Origin of the sequence: Candidatus Methanoperedens nitratireducens (assembly GCF_900196725.1) — an archaeon.
GTDB lineage: Archaea > Halobacteriota > Methanosarcinia > Methanosarcinales > Methanoperedenaceae > Methanoperedens > Methanoperedens nitroreducens_A.
Genome location: NZ_FZMP01000004.1, coordinates 1 through 13,254, shown reverse-complemented (window position 1 = coordinate 13,254; position 13,254 = coordinate 1). Strand labels below are relative to the sequence as shown.

Genomic DNA, 13,254 nt, shown 5'->3' with positions numbered 1-13,254 from the left:
AAACCCTGAGCACACGCGCCGATGCTTCGCGATTTATCGCGGAGTCTTTAACAGTAAACAAATTCCAAATCAAATAACGATATATTTATATTAATTATACTACCAAATAGATTAAGGCACTTAAAAAGGTGGTATTATAGTAAAACATTTATCCGTACCCTGATAGTAATCATAGGGCTGGCACTTCTTATTTCTGGATGCATCGATAGTAAGAATCAATCCCCTGCAATCGGATCATCATATGGAATCCAGCAGTGTGAAAAATCTATAGAGCCCGCAGCCATGTATAAAATTACGATATGCGAGGGAGACCTGAAAGTTGTTTCCTGGATAGATGCAGGAACCCGGACATTGGTATGCTCCGGAACCGAAGGTATAAGGGTTCCATTGGCTGTTATCCCGGTGACGGTAAATGTTCCTGTCCCTACCACAGTTCCCACACCATCGAAAGGCAGGATGCAATTGCGGGTGTACAAATGCTCGGATGTGGAGGTGTATAAAGACCTGGGCTTTATTTCCGGTGAGACTTCCATTGATTTTGACTGGGAGACATCAGCAGAAGGGTGGTGGGAAGTTGCAGGATGGAAACTGTTTGTCAATGGTAAGCCGGTAGTGGATGAAGGCATTCCTGTTTTTGAGTACAGAAGTAGTTCCGGACACATTACAAAGAATGTGACGGTAAATGGTGATGTGACTGTTACTTCAGATTAATCTCTTGGACTAAAGCCTCTATCGGATGTTCTTTTTCCATATGGCTTTATCACTTGCAGAGAACGCTAATCATTTAGCCTGCCAAATATCACAAATCAGAGCACAGATAGTAACAGATATATGGGATTGCATGGATTTTATAGAGCTATGGATTTTTACGAATTGATCAGGAACAGGGAAAGTATAAGGGACTACGACCCCGCAAAGCCTGTAGATGAAGCGACCCTTAACAGGATTCTTGAGGCGGGGCGCCTGGCGCCTTCTGCTGCGAACCGCCAGCCGTGGCGTTTTCTGGTAATATCTTCCCAAGAGATGCTGGAAAAGGTGCGCCCGTGTTACTCGCGCTCGTGGTTCCAGGATGCGCCGCATATTTTAGTTGTTGTCGGGGACGTGAATGAATCCTGGGTAAGGGAAAGCGACGGCTATAACTCAATAGAAACAGACCTGACAATAGCAATCGACCATATGATCCTCGCGGCTGAATATGAAGGAGTCGCAACCTGCTGGATTGCAGCCTACGACCCTGTGATTCTGAGAAAAGCCCTATCACTTAAGGATAATGAGCGCATTTTTTCTATCACGCCGCTCGGGTATCCGAAGAAAGGTTTTGTCAAAAAGCATAGTAAGCAGAGGAAATCTTTAAATGAAATAGTTCGTATATTATAAAAAGAAAGGAGGAGAGCGGATGATTAAGACGATAGAACATATCGGGATTCTGACAAATGATCTGCAGCGGTCGGTAGAATTCTATACTGATGTGCTTGGGTTCTCGATTTCCATGAAAATAGAAATGGATGAGGCAGGTCTCTCAGCGGTCTTCGTAGAAAAAGACGGTTGTAGAATTGAACTTATGGGTCACAGGGATATTCCGGAGCGCTCAGAAGGTATTGAACTCAAAATAGGAGAGAACACACTTCGTTTGAACGACCATATCGCCTTCTCTGTGGATGATATCGAAGCTACAGCAGCCGGGCTTAAGAAGAAAGGAGTGGTATTTGAATTAGAGCCGGTACAACTGGAAGATAGCATGAAGCTCGCTTCCTTTAAAGATCCTGATGGGCTGCTGATAGAGCTGGTAGAAAATCTCAGGCAGTGAAACAACGGGACTAACCTTGATTGTTATTCTAACAGGCGGCTGAAATCAAAAGGTTCAACTGTTTCTTTCAGTTGAGCTTTGCGTCTGGGTTTATATTTAGGGTCCCTGCCTCTGCCTAATGTTTTAAAGATATGGTCTTCTGTAACATCAAGAATGTCCAAGATTACACCGTATACTCCTATAACCTTCGGGTTAATAAGATTATTGGCGATTAATTTTAAATTTTAAAAAAAGAAAATGCAATTTCGCCAGTTACACGCGTGCTTTTACTGCCCGGGATCGTATTGATACTTTCGATGCTCGATTTCGGTTCAATCTTATGCAGAGACTTCGTCCACTGATATTAAAATCCAGCAAAGGGGGAGACAGGCTCGTGGCAGGCGACTGGTGGATTTCAATCGTTCCCGCCGGAGGACCACCGGATTACAGGCGTTCAAGTACCGATTTTGCAGTTGGCTACCAGATAATCACTGCAACTTTGACCGGTGGAGAGGGGAGTTACATCGTAACTAATAGTACCATATCTACCGACAGTTCTGCCGATGCAATGAAGCCAGGAGGATACGATATGAAAATCATCGTATACCTGTTTAAGAGTACTGTACTTGATAAGGTGATCGATGTAAGGTAATATCGCGCCTGCGAATCCATAATTGGAGCACCATAAACTATATTTCATTTAGATACAATCAATTTACAGGAGATGGTCAGATGGCTAATGACAAGAAAATCCTGATAGCCTATGCGTCCAGGACAGGAAGTACCGAAAAGCTCGCACAGGCGATCGCGGATGGGATTAGAAAAGTGGGGGATGTATCGGTTGACGTGAAAAGGGCAAAGGACGTCAAACCCGAAGATGCAGTTTCAGCCGATGGATACGCATTTGGTTCGCATTCTGCTTTTGAGTACATGGGAGGAGAGCTTAAGCTCCTCTTTGAGGAACTCTACAATGTAAGGAACAAGGTAAGCGGTAAACCCGTATTGCTTTTTACCAGCGGTCACGGCGGTCAGGTCGCAGCTCTTGAATCAATGGACAGGGTAGTGGGCGTGTTCAACCCCCACTGGGTCAAACCGGGCGTGGCTGTAGAAGGTATGCCGGGAGAAGCGGATAGGGCAAAAGCTATGGAGATGGGGGCAAAACTCGCAGATGCGGTAAAGAAATACAAATACATAATCGTGTAACAAAATAAGCATCACAGCAATAGCACATCTTCCCGGCATCAGGTAAGTGCTAACCCCGCTCCTCGACTGGTATGTATTTACACCCTTCAGGACCGCAATACTTGCCGATATACTGGGCGCTGGGTCTGTAGAGGGCTGGCTTTGGCTGTGCCTCGGCGAATTTCTCCTCTATGATGTGCGCACACCAGCCCGGCGTTCTTGAAATAGCGAATATAGGGGTGAACAGGTCAGGTTCGATCCCCATCATATAATAGACAGACGCGCTGAAAAAATCCACATTGGGGAAGATATCCTTTCCTTTGCGTTTCTTGAACTCGCTCCGTGTCATGCTCTCTATTTTCCTGGATATATCATACCACCTTGCATTTCCTGCCCTTTGTGCAAGTTTTTCTGAAATGCTGGCAAGTATCCTGGCGCGGGGGTCCCCGGTTTTATAGATCGCATGACCCATGCCCATTATCCTTTCCCCTGCATCCAGTTTTGTTTTTACCCAACCCTCTACCCTGCCGACATCACCTATCTCAGCAAGGTTCTTCATGACCTGGGTGTTGGCTCCGCCGTGCAGTTCCCCGGAAAGTGCGCCCACCGCGGCTCCGATGCATGCATACATACTGGCGCGCGTCGAGGCGACAACCCTTGCGGTAAAAGTAGAGGCATTAAAGGAATGCTCGGCATGGAGGACAAGGCACGTATCAAAATCCCTGGCTATCTCTTCATCAGGAACTTTCCCGTGCAGCATATACTGGAAATTTGCCGCATGCCCTAGTCCCTCATCAGGCTTTTTTACATCAAGGTTCTTTCTGACCCTGTCCCATGCAGCCACAAGCGTGGGTATCCTGGCAATAAGCCTTATGGATTTCTCCATATTCGCGGATTTTGTCTCAACCCGCGCGTCTTTATCAAAATCCACAAGCATAAGTATCACCGATTGTAACACATCCATGGGGTGGGCTGTCTTCTTCCTTTTTTCCAGGTGGCTGATCACCCCTCTTGGAAGCTGTCTTTGCGAAGCCAGTATCTCTTTAAATATCTCCAATTCCTTCCTGGTCGGAAGTGTTTCGTAAAGCAGCAAATAGACTGTTTCTTCGAATGTTGATTTTTTGGCAAGTTCTTCGATATCGTATCCCCTGTAGCTCAGTTTACTCTTCTCCCCGTCTACGGCGCTTATTTTTGTACCTGCTACCACAACCCCCCTTAATCCGGTATCTTCTGTTTCCTGCATGATTTTGCCCACCAACCCTTACTTTTTAGTTTGATTCGCCAGCTATTAAGCTTTTTGTAGAAACGGGATTTTCCCGAGATCGTATTATTTTCAAACCAACTATCAGAGGAAAAGTATAATTACAAGTGTGATAGCTCTGGTTGTGATTATAATCGGCGCCTATCTGATTGAGAAGAAATAAAAATTTAACCTGCATTCATATAAAATGCCAGCGGGTTTTCCCCTTTCTTCGACTCTTTAAAATTCGGGACTGAAATATAAAAAGGGAAGCTCCTCCTCTCTGAGGTTGCTCTTCCCTTTAGCGGTTTTCGATTTATGATTGCTTAAAACATAGACTACATGGTCTGAGTGAGAATGTCTCTTAGTTTTAACTCCCGGTTTAATTTGGGCGCATAAAATTCTCATTCTTTCATTTCCAGAACTAATTTACATACATCTGGTGCAGCTTTCAAAGCACCGGTTCTTTACACCCCTGGTATGAATAAAGCGTGTAGCGGATATACTTCAATATTTGGTTCTGCATCCGTTAATTTTCCAGTCACAGGCATAAGTCTGTCTCGGGCGAAGTTGTTAAAGTCTTCTTCAGATTCCCATATATCACTAACTCTTATACCTTTGTCATCGAACGTGGCTATATGAATCACTAACCCTTTCGGGACATCTCTTTCAAAGTTCACTCGTTCTCTCGTCTGTTCATAAATTTCTTTTGTAACTCCTTCCCATTTTACGAGCGCAACTATGCGCGTTTCCAGTCCTCCTTCTCTACGCCCGGGCATGAATGAATTGTACAGTGGATGTAATTCTACATTCGGTTCCGTATCTATTAGTTCTTTAGTCACAGGCGTAAGTCTGTTTTGGATGAAGTTATTGAGATCCTCCTCGGATTTCCATATATCAGTAACCCTTATGCCTTTTTCGTCAAATGCAGCAATATGAAGTACTGCTCCTTTTGGGATTTCCCCTTCCCAGTTTACTTGTTCTCTTACCTTTTCATAGAGTTCTTTTGTAACTCCCGTCCACTGCATAAGCATAACTATGCGCTTTTCCTCTGCTCTCTTAGCCATATTTAGCCTCCTTTTAATTTTTATCACCGGGACTACACGGACACCTTTTCAACTTCTTCTAAGAAGTACACATCGGGTTTATCAGAAACACCAGCTTGCTGCATAGTCTTTTGCAGGTCCTCTGACCGGACGAATTTTCTCGCCTTTTCAATGTTTTCCCATTCAAAGAGGATCACAATCTCATCCGGGTTATCAGCATTACGGAAGAGACGTCCCCCTCTGGAACCACTTGACTTGCGTGTAGTCGCGTGCTCATCGAATACAGTTTTCCATTTGGAATAGTCTTTGACTTTATGCCGTACAAGTAAATATACCATAATTTAACACTCCCAAGTTAACTTATGTTTCATCTGTTCTTAAATATTTCCTTTAATCCGGATTATTCTTGCAATGGTATGAGGGCGAAAATAGAGTTGGGTGATAACGCCTATTTTCAGGTTTTGAAGTTCCAAAGGCTTATGAAACATGAAAGTCAAAATAATCATTAAACTTGAAATATAAATCGAATTAAGAGTGATTTAAAATGAATTTTAAAGGGAGCCAGACAGAAAAGAACCTTCTTGCAGCTTTTGCCGGTGAATCTCAGGCAAGGAACCGCTATACTTACTTCGCAAGTGCAGCAAAGAACGAGGGATTCGAGCAGATATCCGCGATTTTCCTTGAGACCGCGGATAATGAGAAAGAACATGCCAAGGTATTTTTCAAGCATCTCCAGGGGGGCAATGCTGAGATAACAGCAATGTACCCTTCCGGGGTCATCGGGAAGACCGCAGACAACCTTCTTGCTGCGGCTGAAGGTGAAAAGCTCGAATGGGGCACCTTATATCCCGGATTCGCAAATGTCGCGCAGGAAGAGGGTTTCCCGAAGGTCGCAGAATCATTTACAGAGGTCGCAGAAGTGGAACAGTTTCATGACAGGCGTTACAGGGCGTTATTGAAGAACGTCAGGGAAGGTTCTGTCTTTAAGAAGAGCGGCACTGTAAAGTGGCACTGCCGGAACTGCGGCTACATCCATGAAGGGACAGAAGCGCCGGAAGTATGCCCTGCATGCAGCCACGCCCGGTCATATTATGAGATCCTGGCTGAGAACTGGTAATACGACGCGAATGCAGTGAAGCATGGATTGCGACATCAGGCTCTGCGATTCCCTCTGCTGCCGTAACTGTGCTGTCCTGACAGGGGAGGAGGTCGCGGAGCTTATAGCAAAAGTCAAAAAAGAATATGCTCTGGAACTTGACCCGAAAAAATATTTCAGGAAAGCGAAAGGGGAGCAGGGAACATATTTTGCAGCGAAGATGATAAAAGGGCAGTGTATCTTTTTAAATAAGGAAAAGCGCTGTCGCATATACAGATGCCGCCCTACTTTATGCGAGCTATACCCCGTTATTGATGTGGACGCTGTAGATGAGCGCTGCCCTGCTGTCGGGAAAAATAAACTGCCTGCGGACATGCTTGCAGCCCTGAAGAAACGCTATTCTGAGGAGATAGATGACAGGATAAAACTTGAACAAGTATTTAAGTTTATTTAAATATCTTTATCTTAAACACAGTAAATAAATAACTTTAATAAGTAAGAACACATGTTATAAGCACACAGCAGGTACATATAGCCCAGAAACGAAGGGTTATAAATCAAATGCAAATAAAATAAATAACAATATGGAAGAACTTGATTCAATATTAGAGCTGATTAGGGATTCACAGTGGCACAGCATTGAAGAGATACAAGGGGAGATTAACCTGCCGTCAGATAAGTTAAACGAAGTTATTCTCTTCCTCAAAGAGCAGGCGTTCGTAGACAAACAAAACGGGAGCATAAGAATAACACCGGCGGGCTTGAGATTGCTGGAACTTCCGGCTTAACCGAGCATCTCGTCCACTTCCTTTAATCTTCGTAACATCTCCTTCCCCTTAACCGTGAGTTCATAACATGCGTCCGTTTCGCACCTGGTTATGAAACCCTCGGCTAACAGGAAGTCAAGATATCTTTCAAAGTTCCTCCAGTCAAGATACGCTCTCTGCATTATCCTGGTCTTTCTTGCTTTGTTCTCTTCATTTATTGCTTTGAGCATATCCATGATAATTTCCCATCTGCTTCTCCCTTTTTTCATCCTTTAACACCTTTCCCCGTTTTTGGCGATGCCTGCTGGCAACAGTAATCCTGAATCAAATAGAATACCATGCTACTCCTATCTCATACCGTATCTTCCACTCCTTTTTTAAAGCATGCTACCAACAATTTTATTGGTGGCTTCGCTTGGTCTATAATATGACTTCGCAACATATGAAGTTTTCTATATTCAATATCTTTTTTAACTACATTCACCAAAGTGTATCTTATGATATTAGGCATAGATATAGGTGGCGCGAACACCAAGGCAGCATCCAGTGATGGCAAAACCGTAGAACTGCATTATATCCCTCTCTGGAAAAATACAAGGCTTCCGGAAGTGCTTATTGATATTGAGCGGCGCTTAAAACCGGAAAGAACAGGAGTGGTAGTGACCGGTGAGCTTGCGGATTGTTTCCCTGATAAGGAGGCTGGGCTCTCATACATTGTCGATGCTGTTAACAGTGCCTTCAAAGATGCATGGTTCCTTGATAGCAGCGGTGAGTTCACAAAAGAAAAAAAGCGCACCATCGCGGCAGCCAACTGGACAGCCTCAGCGCTTACTGCAGGCAGGGATTTTGAGGACTGCATCTTCGTAGATACCGGCTCGACCACAACGGATATAATTCCGGTCAGAAACGGTAAATCTCTTGCAGCCGGAACAGACTTTGAGCGCTTAAAACGCGGAGAGCTTGTATACACCGGCGCGCTGCGCACGAACCTGGCAGCTATCCTTGATTCTGTAAATATCAGCGGTGCAGCATCACGTATCTCGTCCGAACTTTTTGCAATATCTGCAGATGCCTATCTGGTGCTGGGAATGATCTCCGGGCAGGATTACACTTGCGACACGCCGGACGGCGCAGGGAAAACCATGATAGATGCCCGGAGGAGGATAGCCCGTGTGGTGTGCGCCGACCTCACGGAGATGGGAGAAAAAGAGGTTTTTTCGATCGCTGAACAGGCGATGGAAAAGCAGGTCAGCGATATCGCATCTGCTATAAGCGATGTTGCGCAGCGTCATGACCTGGACAGGGTAGTTGCATGCGGTCTCGGTGAGTTCCTTGTTAAAAAAGCCGCTTGCGAGATCGGGCTTGATGTTGTTCTGATATCCGGGAAATATGGAAAAGAAATCTCAAAAGTATTCCCTGCATATGCTGTGGCGCGGCTGGTTGAAGAGAGATGAGATATAGTCTCCATTAGTTGTAATCAAAGGACGAATGTTTTATATAAATGCCAGTTAATGATAGCAAAAAAGGGTGATATTATGGGTACTAAAAACAATTTTGAAAAAAGTCAGATTCTAACTATGGTCGGCGGCATGATATCGGTTGTCAGTGTCTTTCTCCCATGGTATTCTGCAAGTGCAAGCGCAGGCGCTTTAGGTTTAGCTTCCAGCCTGTCGGTGAATGGCATGGGATGGGTAAATGGCAGTGGTATGCTGCTCGGGCTTGTGAGCGGAAAAGCGGACTGGAGTTTCCAGGGTGTCGGTGTTCTTGCTCTCGGCATTGCCTGCATTGCGGTCGCTGTGTTCCTTCGCGAGAAACTGCAGAGCCTGGCAATGTTCGCATGTGGGCTCCTGATAATCGGAGGCGGGGTTGTTAACCTGCAGAGTATAGGTCAGTTCTCAGGAGAATTCCTCGGAGCCACCTTACAGTCGGGAGTCGGGTATGGGCTTTACGTGGTGCTGCTCGGCGGCTCGGTTGCTGCGGCAGGCGGGCTGCTTGCGTGGCGGGACCTTACCACCAAATAAACTTATTACTCACCTGTGCATAGTGGATGGCTATGATTGTTTCGATGACACTTGAACTCAAGGATATTCCGGGGCAGCTGGTTCTGGCGCTTTCGCCCATATCAGAGCTTCACGGGAATATTATGAGCGTTGTTCACCAGCACGAAGAGAAAACCCCACGAGGAACAATCCCTGTACAGGTAACTTTTGAAATAGACCAGGGCGTCCTTAATGAACTTACCGAACGGCTTGAGAACAGCGGGGTCAGAGTTGCAAGAGTGGGGGAGGAGCGGCTGCGGTCTTCTGTTTCTGTCGTTCTCATAGGGCATATTATCCATTCGGATATCGGAGATACTATCGAAAGGATAGATTCAACGGGTTTCGCGGAAGTGGTTGACCTTTCGATTTCCATGCCAGCAATAGAGAAGACTTCCTCGGCATATCTTGTGATCAATGCGGTCGGTGAGGATGAATTGAAAAAAGCGGTAAAAATCCTGAGGGACGTGGCAGAGACAAAAGACCTGCTCATGATAGAGCCTATCAAGCTTAACTCGGGGGCAGCATGAAGACAGTTAGATTATCCATCATCGGCTTCGGTGCTGTCGGCCAGGGAGTTGCGCGCTCCATCCTGTCAAAGCAGGAGTACCTTCATAAACAGGGCATCGATCTGTGTGTAGTAGGGATTGCGGATTCGGGCGGGTGCGAGGTCAACAAACAGGGAATAGACCTGAAAAATGCGATCGCGAGGAAAAAACAGACCGGCACCGTTGCAGCAGACAGTGACGGCGTACTTGACCTTATCAATGGTACCGACCATGATATTGTCGTTGAAGCGACACCTACGAGCATAAAGGACGGCGAGCCGGGACTTGGTAATATGCTTTCCGCCTTTGAATCCGGGAAGCATGTGGTCACTTCCAATAAAGGCCCTCTTGCACTGCGGTTCTCGGAATTAAAGGAAGCTGCCGAGGATAACGGCGTGATGTTCAGGTATGAGGCGACCGTGGGCGGGGCTGTTCCGATATTCAACCTCATTCATGAGGCTCTTGCCGGAAATACCATCGTCGGGATTGAAGGCATACTTAACGGGACCTGCAACTATATCCTTACACGGATGGCAGAAGAAAGGATGCCGTATGAGCTTGTGCTTAAAGAGGCGCAGGAGCTTGGAATAGCTGAGGCTGACCCCACATATGATGTGGAAGGCATTGATTCGGCATGCAAACTTGTCATTATTGCAAACTCGGTCTTCGGAGATAACGCTACGTATCACGATGTGGATGTTACAGGCATCACTAAAATAACCCCTGAGGCGCTGGAGCTTGCGAATGAGAACAACTATTTGATAAAACTTATCTGCGAAGCGACAGAGGGCAAACTTACAGTTGCACCGCGCCTTGTTCCGAAGAGGCACCCTCTTGCCGTGGGCGGCACATTGAACGTGGCATCCATACAGACCGACCTTGCAGGAAGGATAACGATCAGCGGGAAGGGCGCAGGTTCTATTGAGACCGCAAGTTCTATCCTGAGCGATATAGTTTTCATTGCAAGAAATTCATGAAAGCTGTTCGTGCCAGCACGGCGGAGGCTGAACCGGTAAGGCAGAAACTGCTTCTTGAAGGCGCTCTTGATAAATCAAGAAAGCTTGTGGAAAAGGACGGTTTTGTGGAGATCCCGGTTACGGATTCGTTTAAAAATGACGAATTTATTCTTATCGAGCAGGCTAATCCTGAATTTTATATCCCAGGAAAAACACTCAGTGAAATCCTTGATATGCCGGACAGCGAGAAACTATTTTTACCTTCAGGATGGCAGATCCTCGGGGATATAATCATCGTATCGCTGCGCAGGGAACTTGAGGTACATAAAAAAGAGATAGGGAATGCCCTGCTGTCCATTTATCCGGGATGCAAGACCACGCTTCTTGACAGGGGGATAAGCGGCAAAATGAGACAGCCTGACCGTGAAATAATCGCAGGCAGCAGGACTGAAACAATTCATAAGGAGAACGGCTGCCTTTTTAAAATAGATGCCATGCGTCTCATGTTCTCCCGGGGAAACCTTACTGAAAAAAAGCGGATGAGCAAGCTGGGAAAGGGTGAAACCGTCGTGGATATGTTCGCTGGTATCGGGTATTTTTCGATTCCCATGGCAGTGCATTCAAAACCCGGGAAAATAATTGCCATTGAGCTCAACCCGGTAGCGTTCGGTTATTTGAAAGAGAACATCCAGCTTAACAAAGTCGGGGAGATTATAGAGCCCATACGCGGGGACTGCGCGCTCGTTACCCCGTGCGGGGTCGCAGACAGGGTGCTCATGGGATATCTGGATGCGCACGAATACCTTGGGCACGGTATCAGTGCGCTCTTACCCGGCGGGATTCTTCATTACCATGAGGCTGTGCCTGAGGCGGTAGAAAGCCGCCCTGTTGGGAGGGTTATTGAGGCTGCGGGGAGGCTTGGGAAAAGAGCGGAGATAATTGATGTGCGGAGGATTAAGAAATATTCGCCGGGAGTGTGGCATGTGGTAGTGGATGCCAGGGTGGGTTAGTGATATCGATGAAAAATGATTTAAACATGGCAGGTAAAGTAAAGTTCCTTGATGACTGGAAGATGGAGAACAATATGAGGGAATCGGAAATAGAAAAGATAAGGTTTTAAATAATGTTCTTCCGGGTTACCTGATCAGAGAGATGTTGTCAAGAATACAAAAAATCCAACGGTGATAAATTGTCCATCAACAATAATATTGGATAATTTATTTATTTCTATGAGCTTTAAATTGTACAATAATATATAGAAAAATCCGTAGCCTGCACTAAAAATACATATCTCAAGCAAAAAAGTACTCAATATTCCCACCCAATACCCAATAATCAAGATTAATGTAAAAGCGATATTCAGGAAAAAAAGAAGCTTATTTGTGAATGAGAGCCCATATACAGTGACTATTGTTTTTGTACCGGCTTCAGGATCGCCTTTTGCATCTTTTATATCACAAAAAATTTCACTTATCAGCAGTCTTGAGAAAACGAAGAAGCTGAGAAGGTATATATCCTGTTTAAAAGGTATATTCAGGAATGATGCCGGTATTATTACTGTCACAAAAGCCCATGTTATGGCTACAATAAAATTTTTAAAAAAGAGAATGTCTTTCAGACGTATCATTTTTGATTTTAAGGAAATCCTGCTGCTGTATAGAATACCTATTGCAAAAGGCATAAGAACTTCCAGGCCGTATTTTATGCCTTTAGTAAAACTAAAGACAACTAACAATCCGAAGCCTGCAAAGGCAAATGCAAGGAAGTATTTGTTGTACAGTTCATTAAATTTGAATTTATTTGGATCACTTAATGCATCCTCTCTCGCATCGGTCTTCCTGTTGAACGTGTAAATTACAAACATAATAAGAAACGGTATAAATATTATATAATCTACCTGAGTTCCTGCGAGCTTGAAAAGAACATAGCTGAGGCTCATAGCACCAAGGGAAATGTATAAGTTCGAAAATACCAGGAAATCAAGAGCTTGGGATATCTTAACCAAATTTACCAATCAACCCCGCTGAAATTGAGTAACCTTACCTGTAGGGTCAAATGCGATAGATCGCTATGCATGGCATGATTAACTATTAAATGGCAATATTGCCATTTGCAAATTTAAATCACTTTATAAATAGTGATATTATCATTTTTGATTTACAGGTGTTGTTAATCTTTTCTATAATAAAAAAGTATTGTTTTAATTCAGTACTTCCGAAACCCCATACTTCCGAATTGTAAACTAAAAAATAAATTGGGGTACCCCCATAATAAAACTACCTGAAGGTACAATACAGTATTCAAGACGCACTGAACGTGATACTTTACGCTGCAACAACAACAACAAATTCAATTCGAAAAGGGCAGACCTGTATTTAATATTGTGGCGATTTTGAATCCGAAATACAATCCAAAAGCCAGAAAAGAGAAGGGGAACAATGAATATTTTTTGTTAGCAACAAATCTGCCAGTAAATTCAGCTTCAGAATTATCAACATAGGAGGGCCAAGACAGTGACCGCAACCGCTGCAATCATAAATGCAATTGGGTTCCTATCTTACAATACCTTCGCCATTAAGGAGTATTAATACTACCTA

The 13,254-nt window shown here is 44.7% G+C and carries 18 protein-coding genes; 13 read left to right on the top strand and 5 right to left on the bottom strand.

Going from position 1 to position 13,254, the window contains the following annotated elements; translation table 11 throughout:
- The first annotated feature begins 282 nt into the window (after positions 1–282).
- The 5 genes from MNV_RS00415 (at position 283) to MNV_RS00395 (ending at position 2,989) form a co-directional block, all read left to right on the top strand.
- Positions 283–711, top strand: coding sequence for a hypothetical protein (locus tag MNV_RS00415; RefSeq protein WP_096203381.1), 429 nt, complete (start codon positions 283–285; stop codon positions 709–711).
- Between the two features lie 147 nt (positions 712–858).
- Positions 859–1,377, top strand: a complete 519-nt coding sequence (locus MNV_RS00410) for a nitroreductase family protein (RefSeq protein WP_096203380.1) — start codon at positions 859–861, stop codon at positions 1,375–1,377.
- A gap of 19 nt (positions 1,378–1,396) precedes the next feature.
- Positions 1,397–1,807: a VOC family protein gene (locus MNV_RS00405; RefSeq protein WP_096203379.1), complete on the top strand. Its 411-nt coding sequence runs from the start codon at positions 1,397–1,399 to the stop codon at positions 1,805–1,807.
- 319 nt (positions 1,808–2,126) lie between these two features.
- Positions 2,127–2,438, top strand: a complete 312-nt coding sequence (locus MNV_RS00400) for a hypothetical protein (RefSeq protein ID WP_096203378.1) — start codon at positions 2,127–2,129, stop codon at positions 2,436–2,438.
- 80 nt (positions 2,439–2,518) lie between these two features.
- Positions 2,519–2,989 (top strand): flavodoxin family protein, encoded by a 471-nt coding sequence (locus tag MNV_RS00395; protein WP_096203377.1) that lies wholly within the window; start codon positions 2,519–2,521, stop codon positions 2,987–2,989.
- A 49-nt stretch (positions 2,990–3,038) separates the two neighbouring features.
- Here the strand turns inward: MNV_RS00395 and MNV_RS00390 are convergent, their stop codons facing one another.
- From MNV_RS00390 to MNV_RS00380, 3 genes are all read right to left on the bottom strand, one after another.
- A complete protein-coding gene (locus tag MNV_RS00390; protein WP_096203376.1) occupies positions 3,039–4,211 on the bottom strand; it encodes a citrate/2-methylcitrate synthase in 1,173 nt (390 codons plus the stop codon).
- Positions 4,212–4,675: 464 nt separating this feature from the next.
- Complete coding sequence (locus MNV_RS00385; RefSeq protein WP_096203375.1) at positions 4,676–5,275, bottom strand: hypothetical protein; 600 nt, start codon at positions 5,273–5,275, stop codon at positions 4,676–4,678.
- 32 nt (positions 5,276–5,307) lie between these two features.
- Positions 5,308–5,592, bottom strand: a complete 285-nt coding sequence (locus tag MNV_RS00380; protein WP_096203374.1) for an antibiotic biosynthesis monooxygenase — start codon at positions 5,590–5,592, stop codon at positions 5,308–5,310.
- A gap of 206 nt (positions 5,593–5,798) precedes the next feature.
- Here MNV_RS00380 and rbr point away from each other — a divergent pair, with 206 nt between their 5' ends.
- The 3 genes from rbr (at position 5,799) to MNV_RS00365 (ending at position 7,138) form a co-directional block, all read left to right on the top strand.
- Entirely contained in the window at positions 5,799–6,371 is a 573-nt protein-coding gene (gene rbr, locus MNV_RS00375; protein WP_096203373.1) for a rubrerythrin, read from the top strand.
- Positions 6,372–6,393: 22 nt separating this feature from the next.
- Complete coding sequence (locus tag MNV_RS00370) at positions 6,394–6,804, top strand: YkgJ family cysteine cluster protein (RefSeq protein WP_096203372.1); 411 nt, start codon at positions 6,394–6,396, stop codon at positions 6,802–6,804.
- A gap of 130 nt (positions 6,805–6,934) precedes the next feature.
- Entirely contained in the window at positions 6,935–7,138 is a 204-nt protein-coding gene (locus tag MNV_RS00365) for a hypothetical protein (protein WP_096203371.1), read from the top strand.
- Here the strand turns inward: MNV_RS00365 and MNV_RS00360 are convergent.
- Positions 7,135–7,386, bottom strand: a complete 252-nt coding sequence (locus MNV_RS00360) for a winged helix-turn-helix domain-containing protein (protein ID WP_096203370.1) — start codon at positions 7,384–7,386, stop codon at positions 7,135–7,137. The two genes, MNV_RS00365 and MNV_RS00360, sit on opposite strands and share 4 nt — an antisense overlap.
- 228 nt (positions 7,387–7,614) lie before the next feature.
- Here MNV_RS00360 and MNV_RS00355 point away from each other — a divergent pair, with 228 nt between their 5' ends.
- From MNV_RS00355 to MNV_RS00335, 5 genes are all read left to right on the top strand, one after another.
- Complete coding sequence (locus MNV_RS00355; protein WP_096203369.1) at positions 7,615–8,571, top strand: hydantoinase/oxoprolinase family protein; 957 nt, start codon at positions 7,615–7,617, stop codon at positions 8,569–8,571.
- 81 nt (positions 8,572–8,652) lie between these two features.
- The gene (locus MNV_RS00350) at positions 8,653–9,138 is read left to right on the top strand and encodes a hypothetical protein (RefSeq protein WP_179293708.1); all 486 of its coding nucleotides are present in this window, start codon (positions 8,653–8,655) and stop codon (positions 9,136–9,138) included.
- A gap of 32 nt (positions 9,139–9,170) precedes the next feature.
- Positions 9,171–9,683 carry an amino acid-binding protein gene (locus MNV_RS00345; protein WP_096203367.1) on the top strand — a complete coding sequence of 171 codons (513 nt, stop codon included), beginning with the start codon at positions 9,171–9,173 and terminating at the stop codon, positions 9,681–9,683.
- On the top strand, positions 9,680–10,678 hold the full coding sequence (locus tag MNV_RS00340) for a homoserine dehydrogenase (RefSeq protein WP_096203366.1): 999 nt from the start codon (positions 9,680–9,682) through the stop codon (positions 10,676–10,678). Before MNV_RS00345 ends, MNV_RS00340 begins: the two co-directional genes overlap by 4 nt.
- Positions 10,675–11,667 (top strand): class I SAM-dependent methyltransferase, encoded by a 993-nt coding sequence (locus MNV_RS00335; protein ID WP_096203365.1) that lies wholly within the window; start codon positions 10,675–10,677, stop codon positions 11,665–11,667. Before MNV_RS00340 ends, MNV_RS00335 begins: the two co-directional genes overlap by 4 nt.
- A 134-nt stretch (positions 11,668–11,801) precedes the next feature.
- On the opposite strand, the gene MNV_RS00330 is transcribed toward MNV_RS00335, so the two are convergent.
- Positions 11,802–12,671, bottom strand: a complete 870-nt coding sequence (locus MNV_RS00330; protein WP_096203364.1) for a UbiA family prenyltransferase — start codon at positions 12,669–12,671, stop codon at positions 11,802–11,804.
- Positions 12,672–13,254: the final 583 nt, after the last annotated feature.

Excerpts from the sequence above, each read along its gene's own strand:
- MNV_RS00415 (WP_096203381.1), top strand. The coding sequence starts at position 283 with ATGTATAAAATTACGATATGCGAGGGAGACCTGAAAGTTGTTTCCTGG.
- MNV_RS00410 (WP_096203380.1), top strand. The coding sequence starts at position 859 with ATGGATTTTTACGAATTGATCAGGAACAGGGAAAGTATAAGGGACTAC.
- MNV_RS00405 (WP_096203379.1), top strand. The coding sequence starts at position 1,397 with ATGATTAAGACGATAGAACATATCGGGATTCTGACAAATGATCTGCAG.
- MNV_RS00400 (WP_096203378.1), top strand. The coding sequence starts at position 2,127 with ATGCAGAGACTTCGTCCACTGATATTAAAATCCAGCAAAGGGGGAGAC.
- MNV_RS00395 (WP_096203377.1), top strand. The coding sequence starts at position 2,519 with ATGGCTAATGACAAGAAAATCCTGATAGCCTATGCGTCCAGGACAGGA.
- MNV_RS00390 (WP_096203376.1), bottom strand. The coding sequence starts at position 4,211 with ATGCAGGAAACAGAAGATACCGGATTAAGGGGGGTTGTGGTAGCAGGT.
- MNV_RS00385 (WP_096203375.1), bottom strand. The coding sequence starts at position 5,275 with ATGGCTAAGAGAGCAGAGGAAAAGCGCATAGTTATGCTTATGCAGTGG.
- MNV_RS00380 (WP_096203374.1), bottom strand. The coding sequence starts at position 5,592 with ATGGTATATTTACTTGTACGGCATAAAGTCAAAGACTATTCCAAATGG.
- rbr (WP_096203373.1), top strand. The coding sequence starts at position 5,799 with ATGAATTTTAAAGGGAGCCAGACAGAAAAGAACCTTCTTGCAGCTTTT.
- MNV_RS00370 (WP_096203372.1), top strand. The coding sequence starts at position 6,394 with ATGGATTGCGACATCAGGCTCTGCGATTCCCTCTGCTGCCGTAACTGT.
- MNV_RS00365 (WP_096203371.1), top strand. The coding sequence starts at position 6,935 with ATGGAAGAACTTGATTCAATATTAGAGCTGATTAGGGATTCACAGTGG.
- MNV_RS00360 (WP_096203370.1), bottom strand. The coding sequence starts at position 7,386 with ATGAAAAAAGGGAGAAGCAGATGGGAAATTATCATGGATATGCTCAAA.
- MNV_RS00355 (WP_096203369.1), top strand. The coding sequence starts at position 7,615 with ATGATATTAGGCATAGATATAGGTGGCGCGAACACCAAGGCAGCATCC.
- MNV_RS00350 (WP_179293708.1), top strand. The coding sequence starts at position 8,653 with ATGGGTACTAAAAACAATTTTGAAAAAAGTCAGATTCTAACTATGGTC.
- MNV_RS00345 (WP_096203367.1), top strand. The coding sequence starts at position 9,171 with ATGATTGTTTCGATGACACTTGAACTCAAGGATATTCCGGGGCAGCTG.
- MNV_RS00340 (WP_096203366.1), top strand. The coding sequence starts at position 9,680 with ATGAAGACAGTTAGATTATCCATCATCGGCTTCGGTGCTGTCGGCCAG.
- MNV_RS00335 (WP_096203365.1), top strand. The coding sequence starts at position 10,675 with ATGAAAGCTGTTCGTGCCAGCACGGCGGAGGCTGAACCGGTAAGGCAG.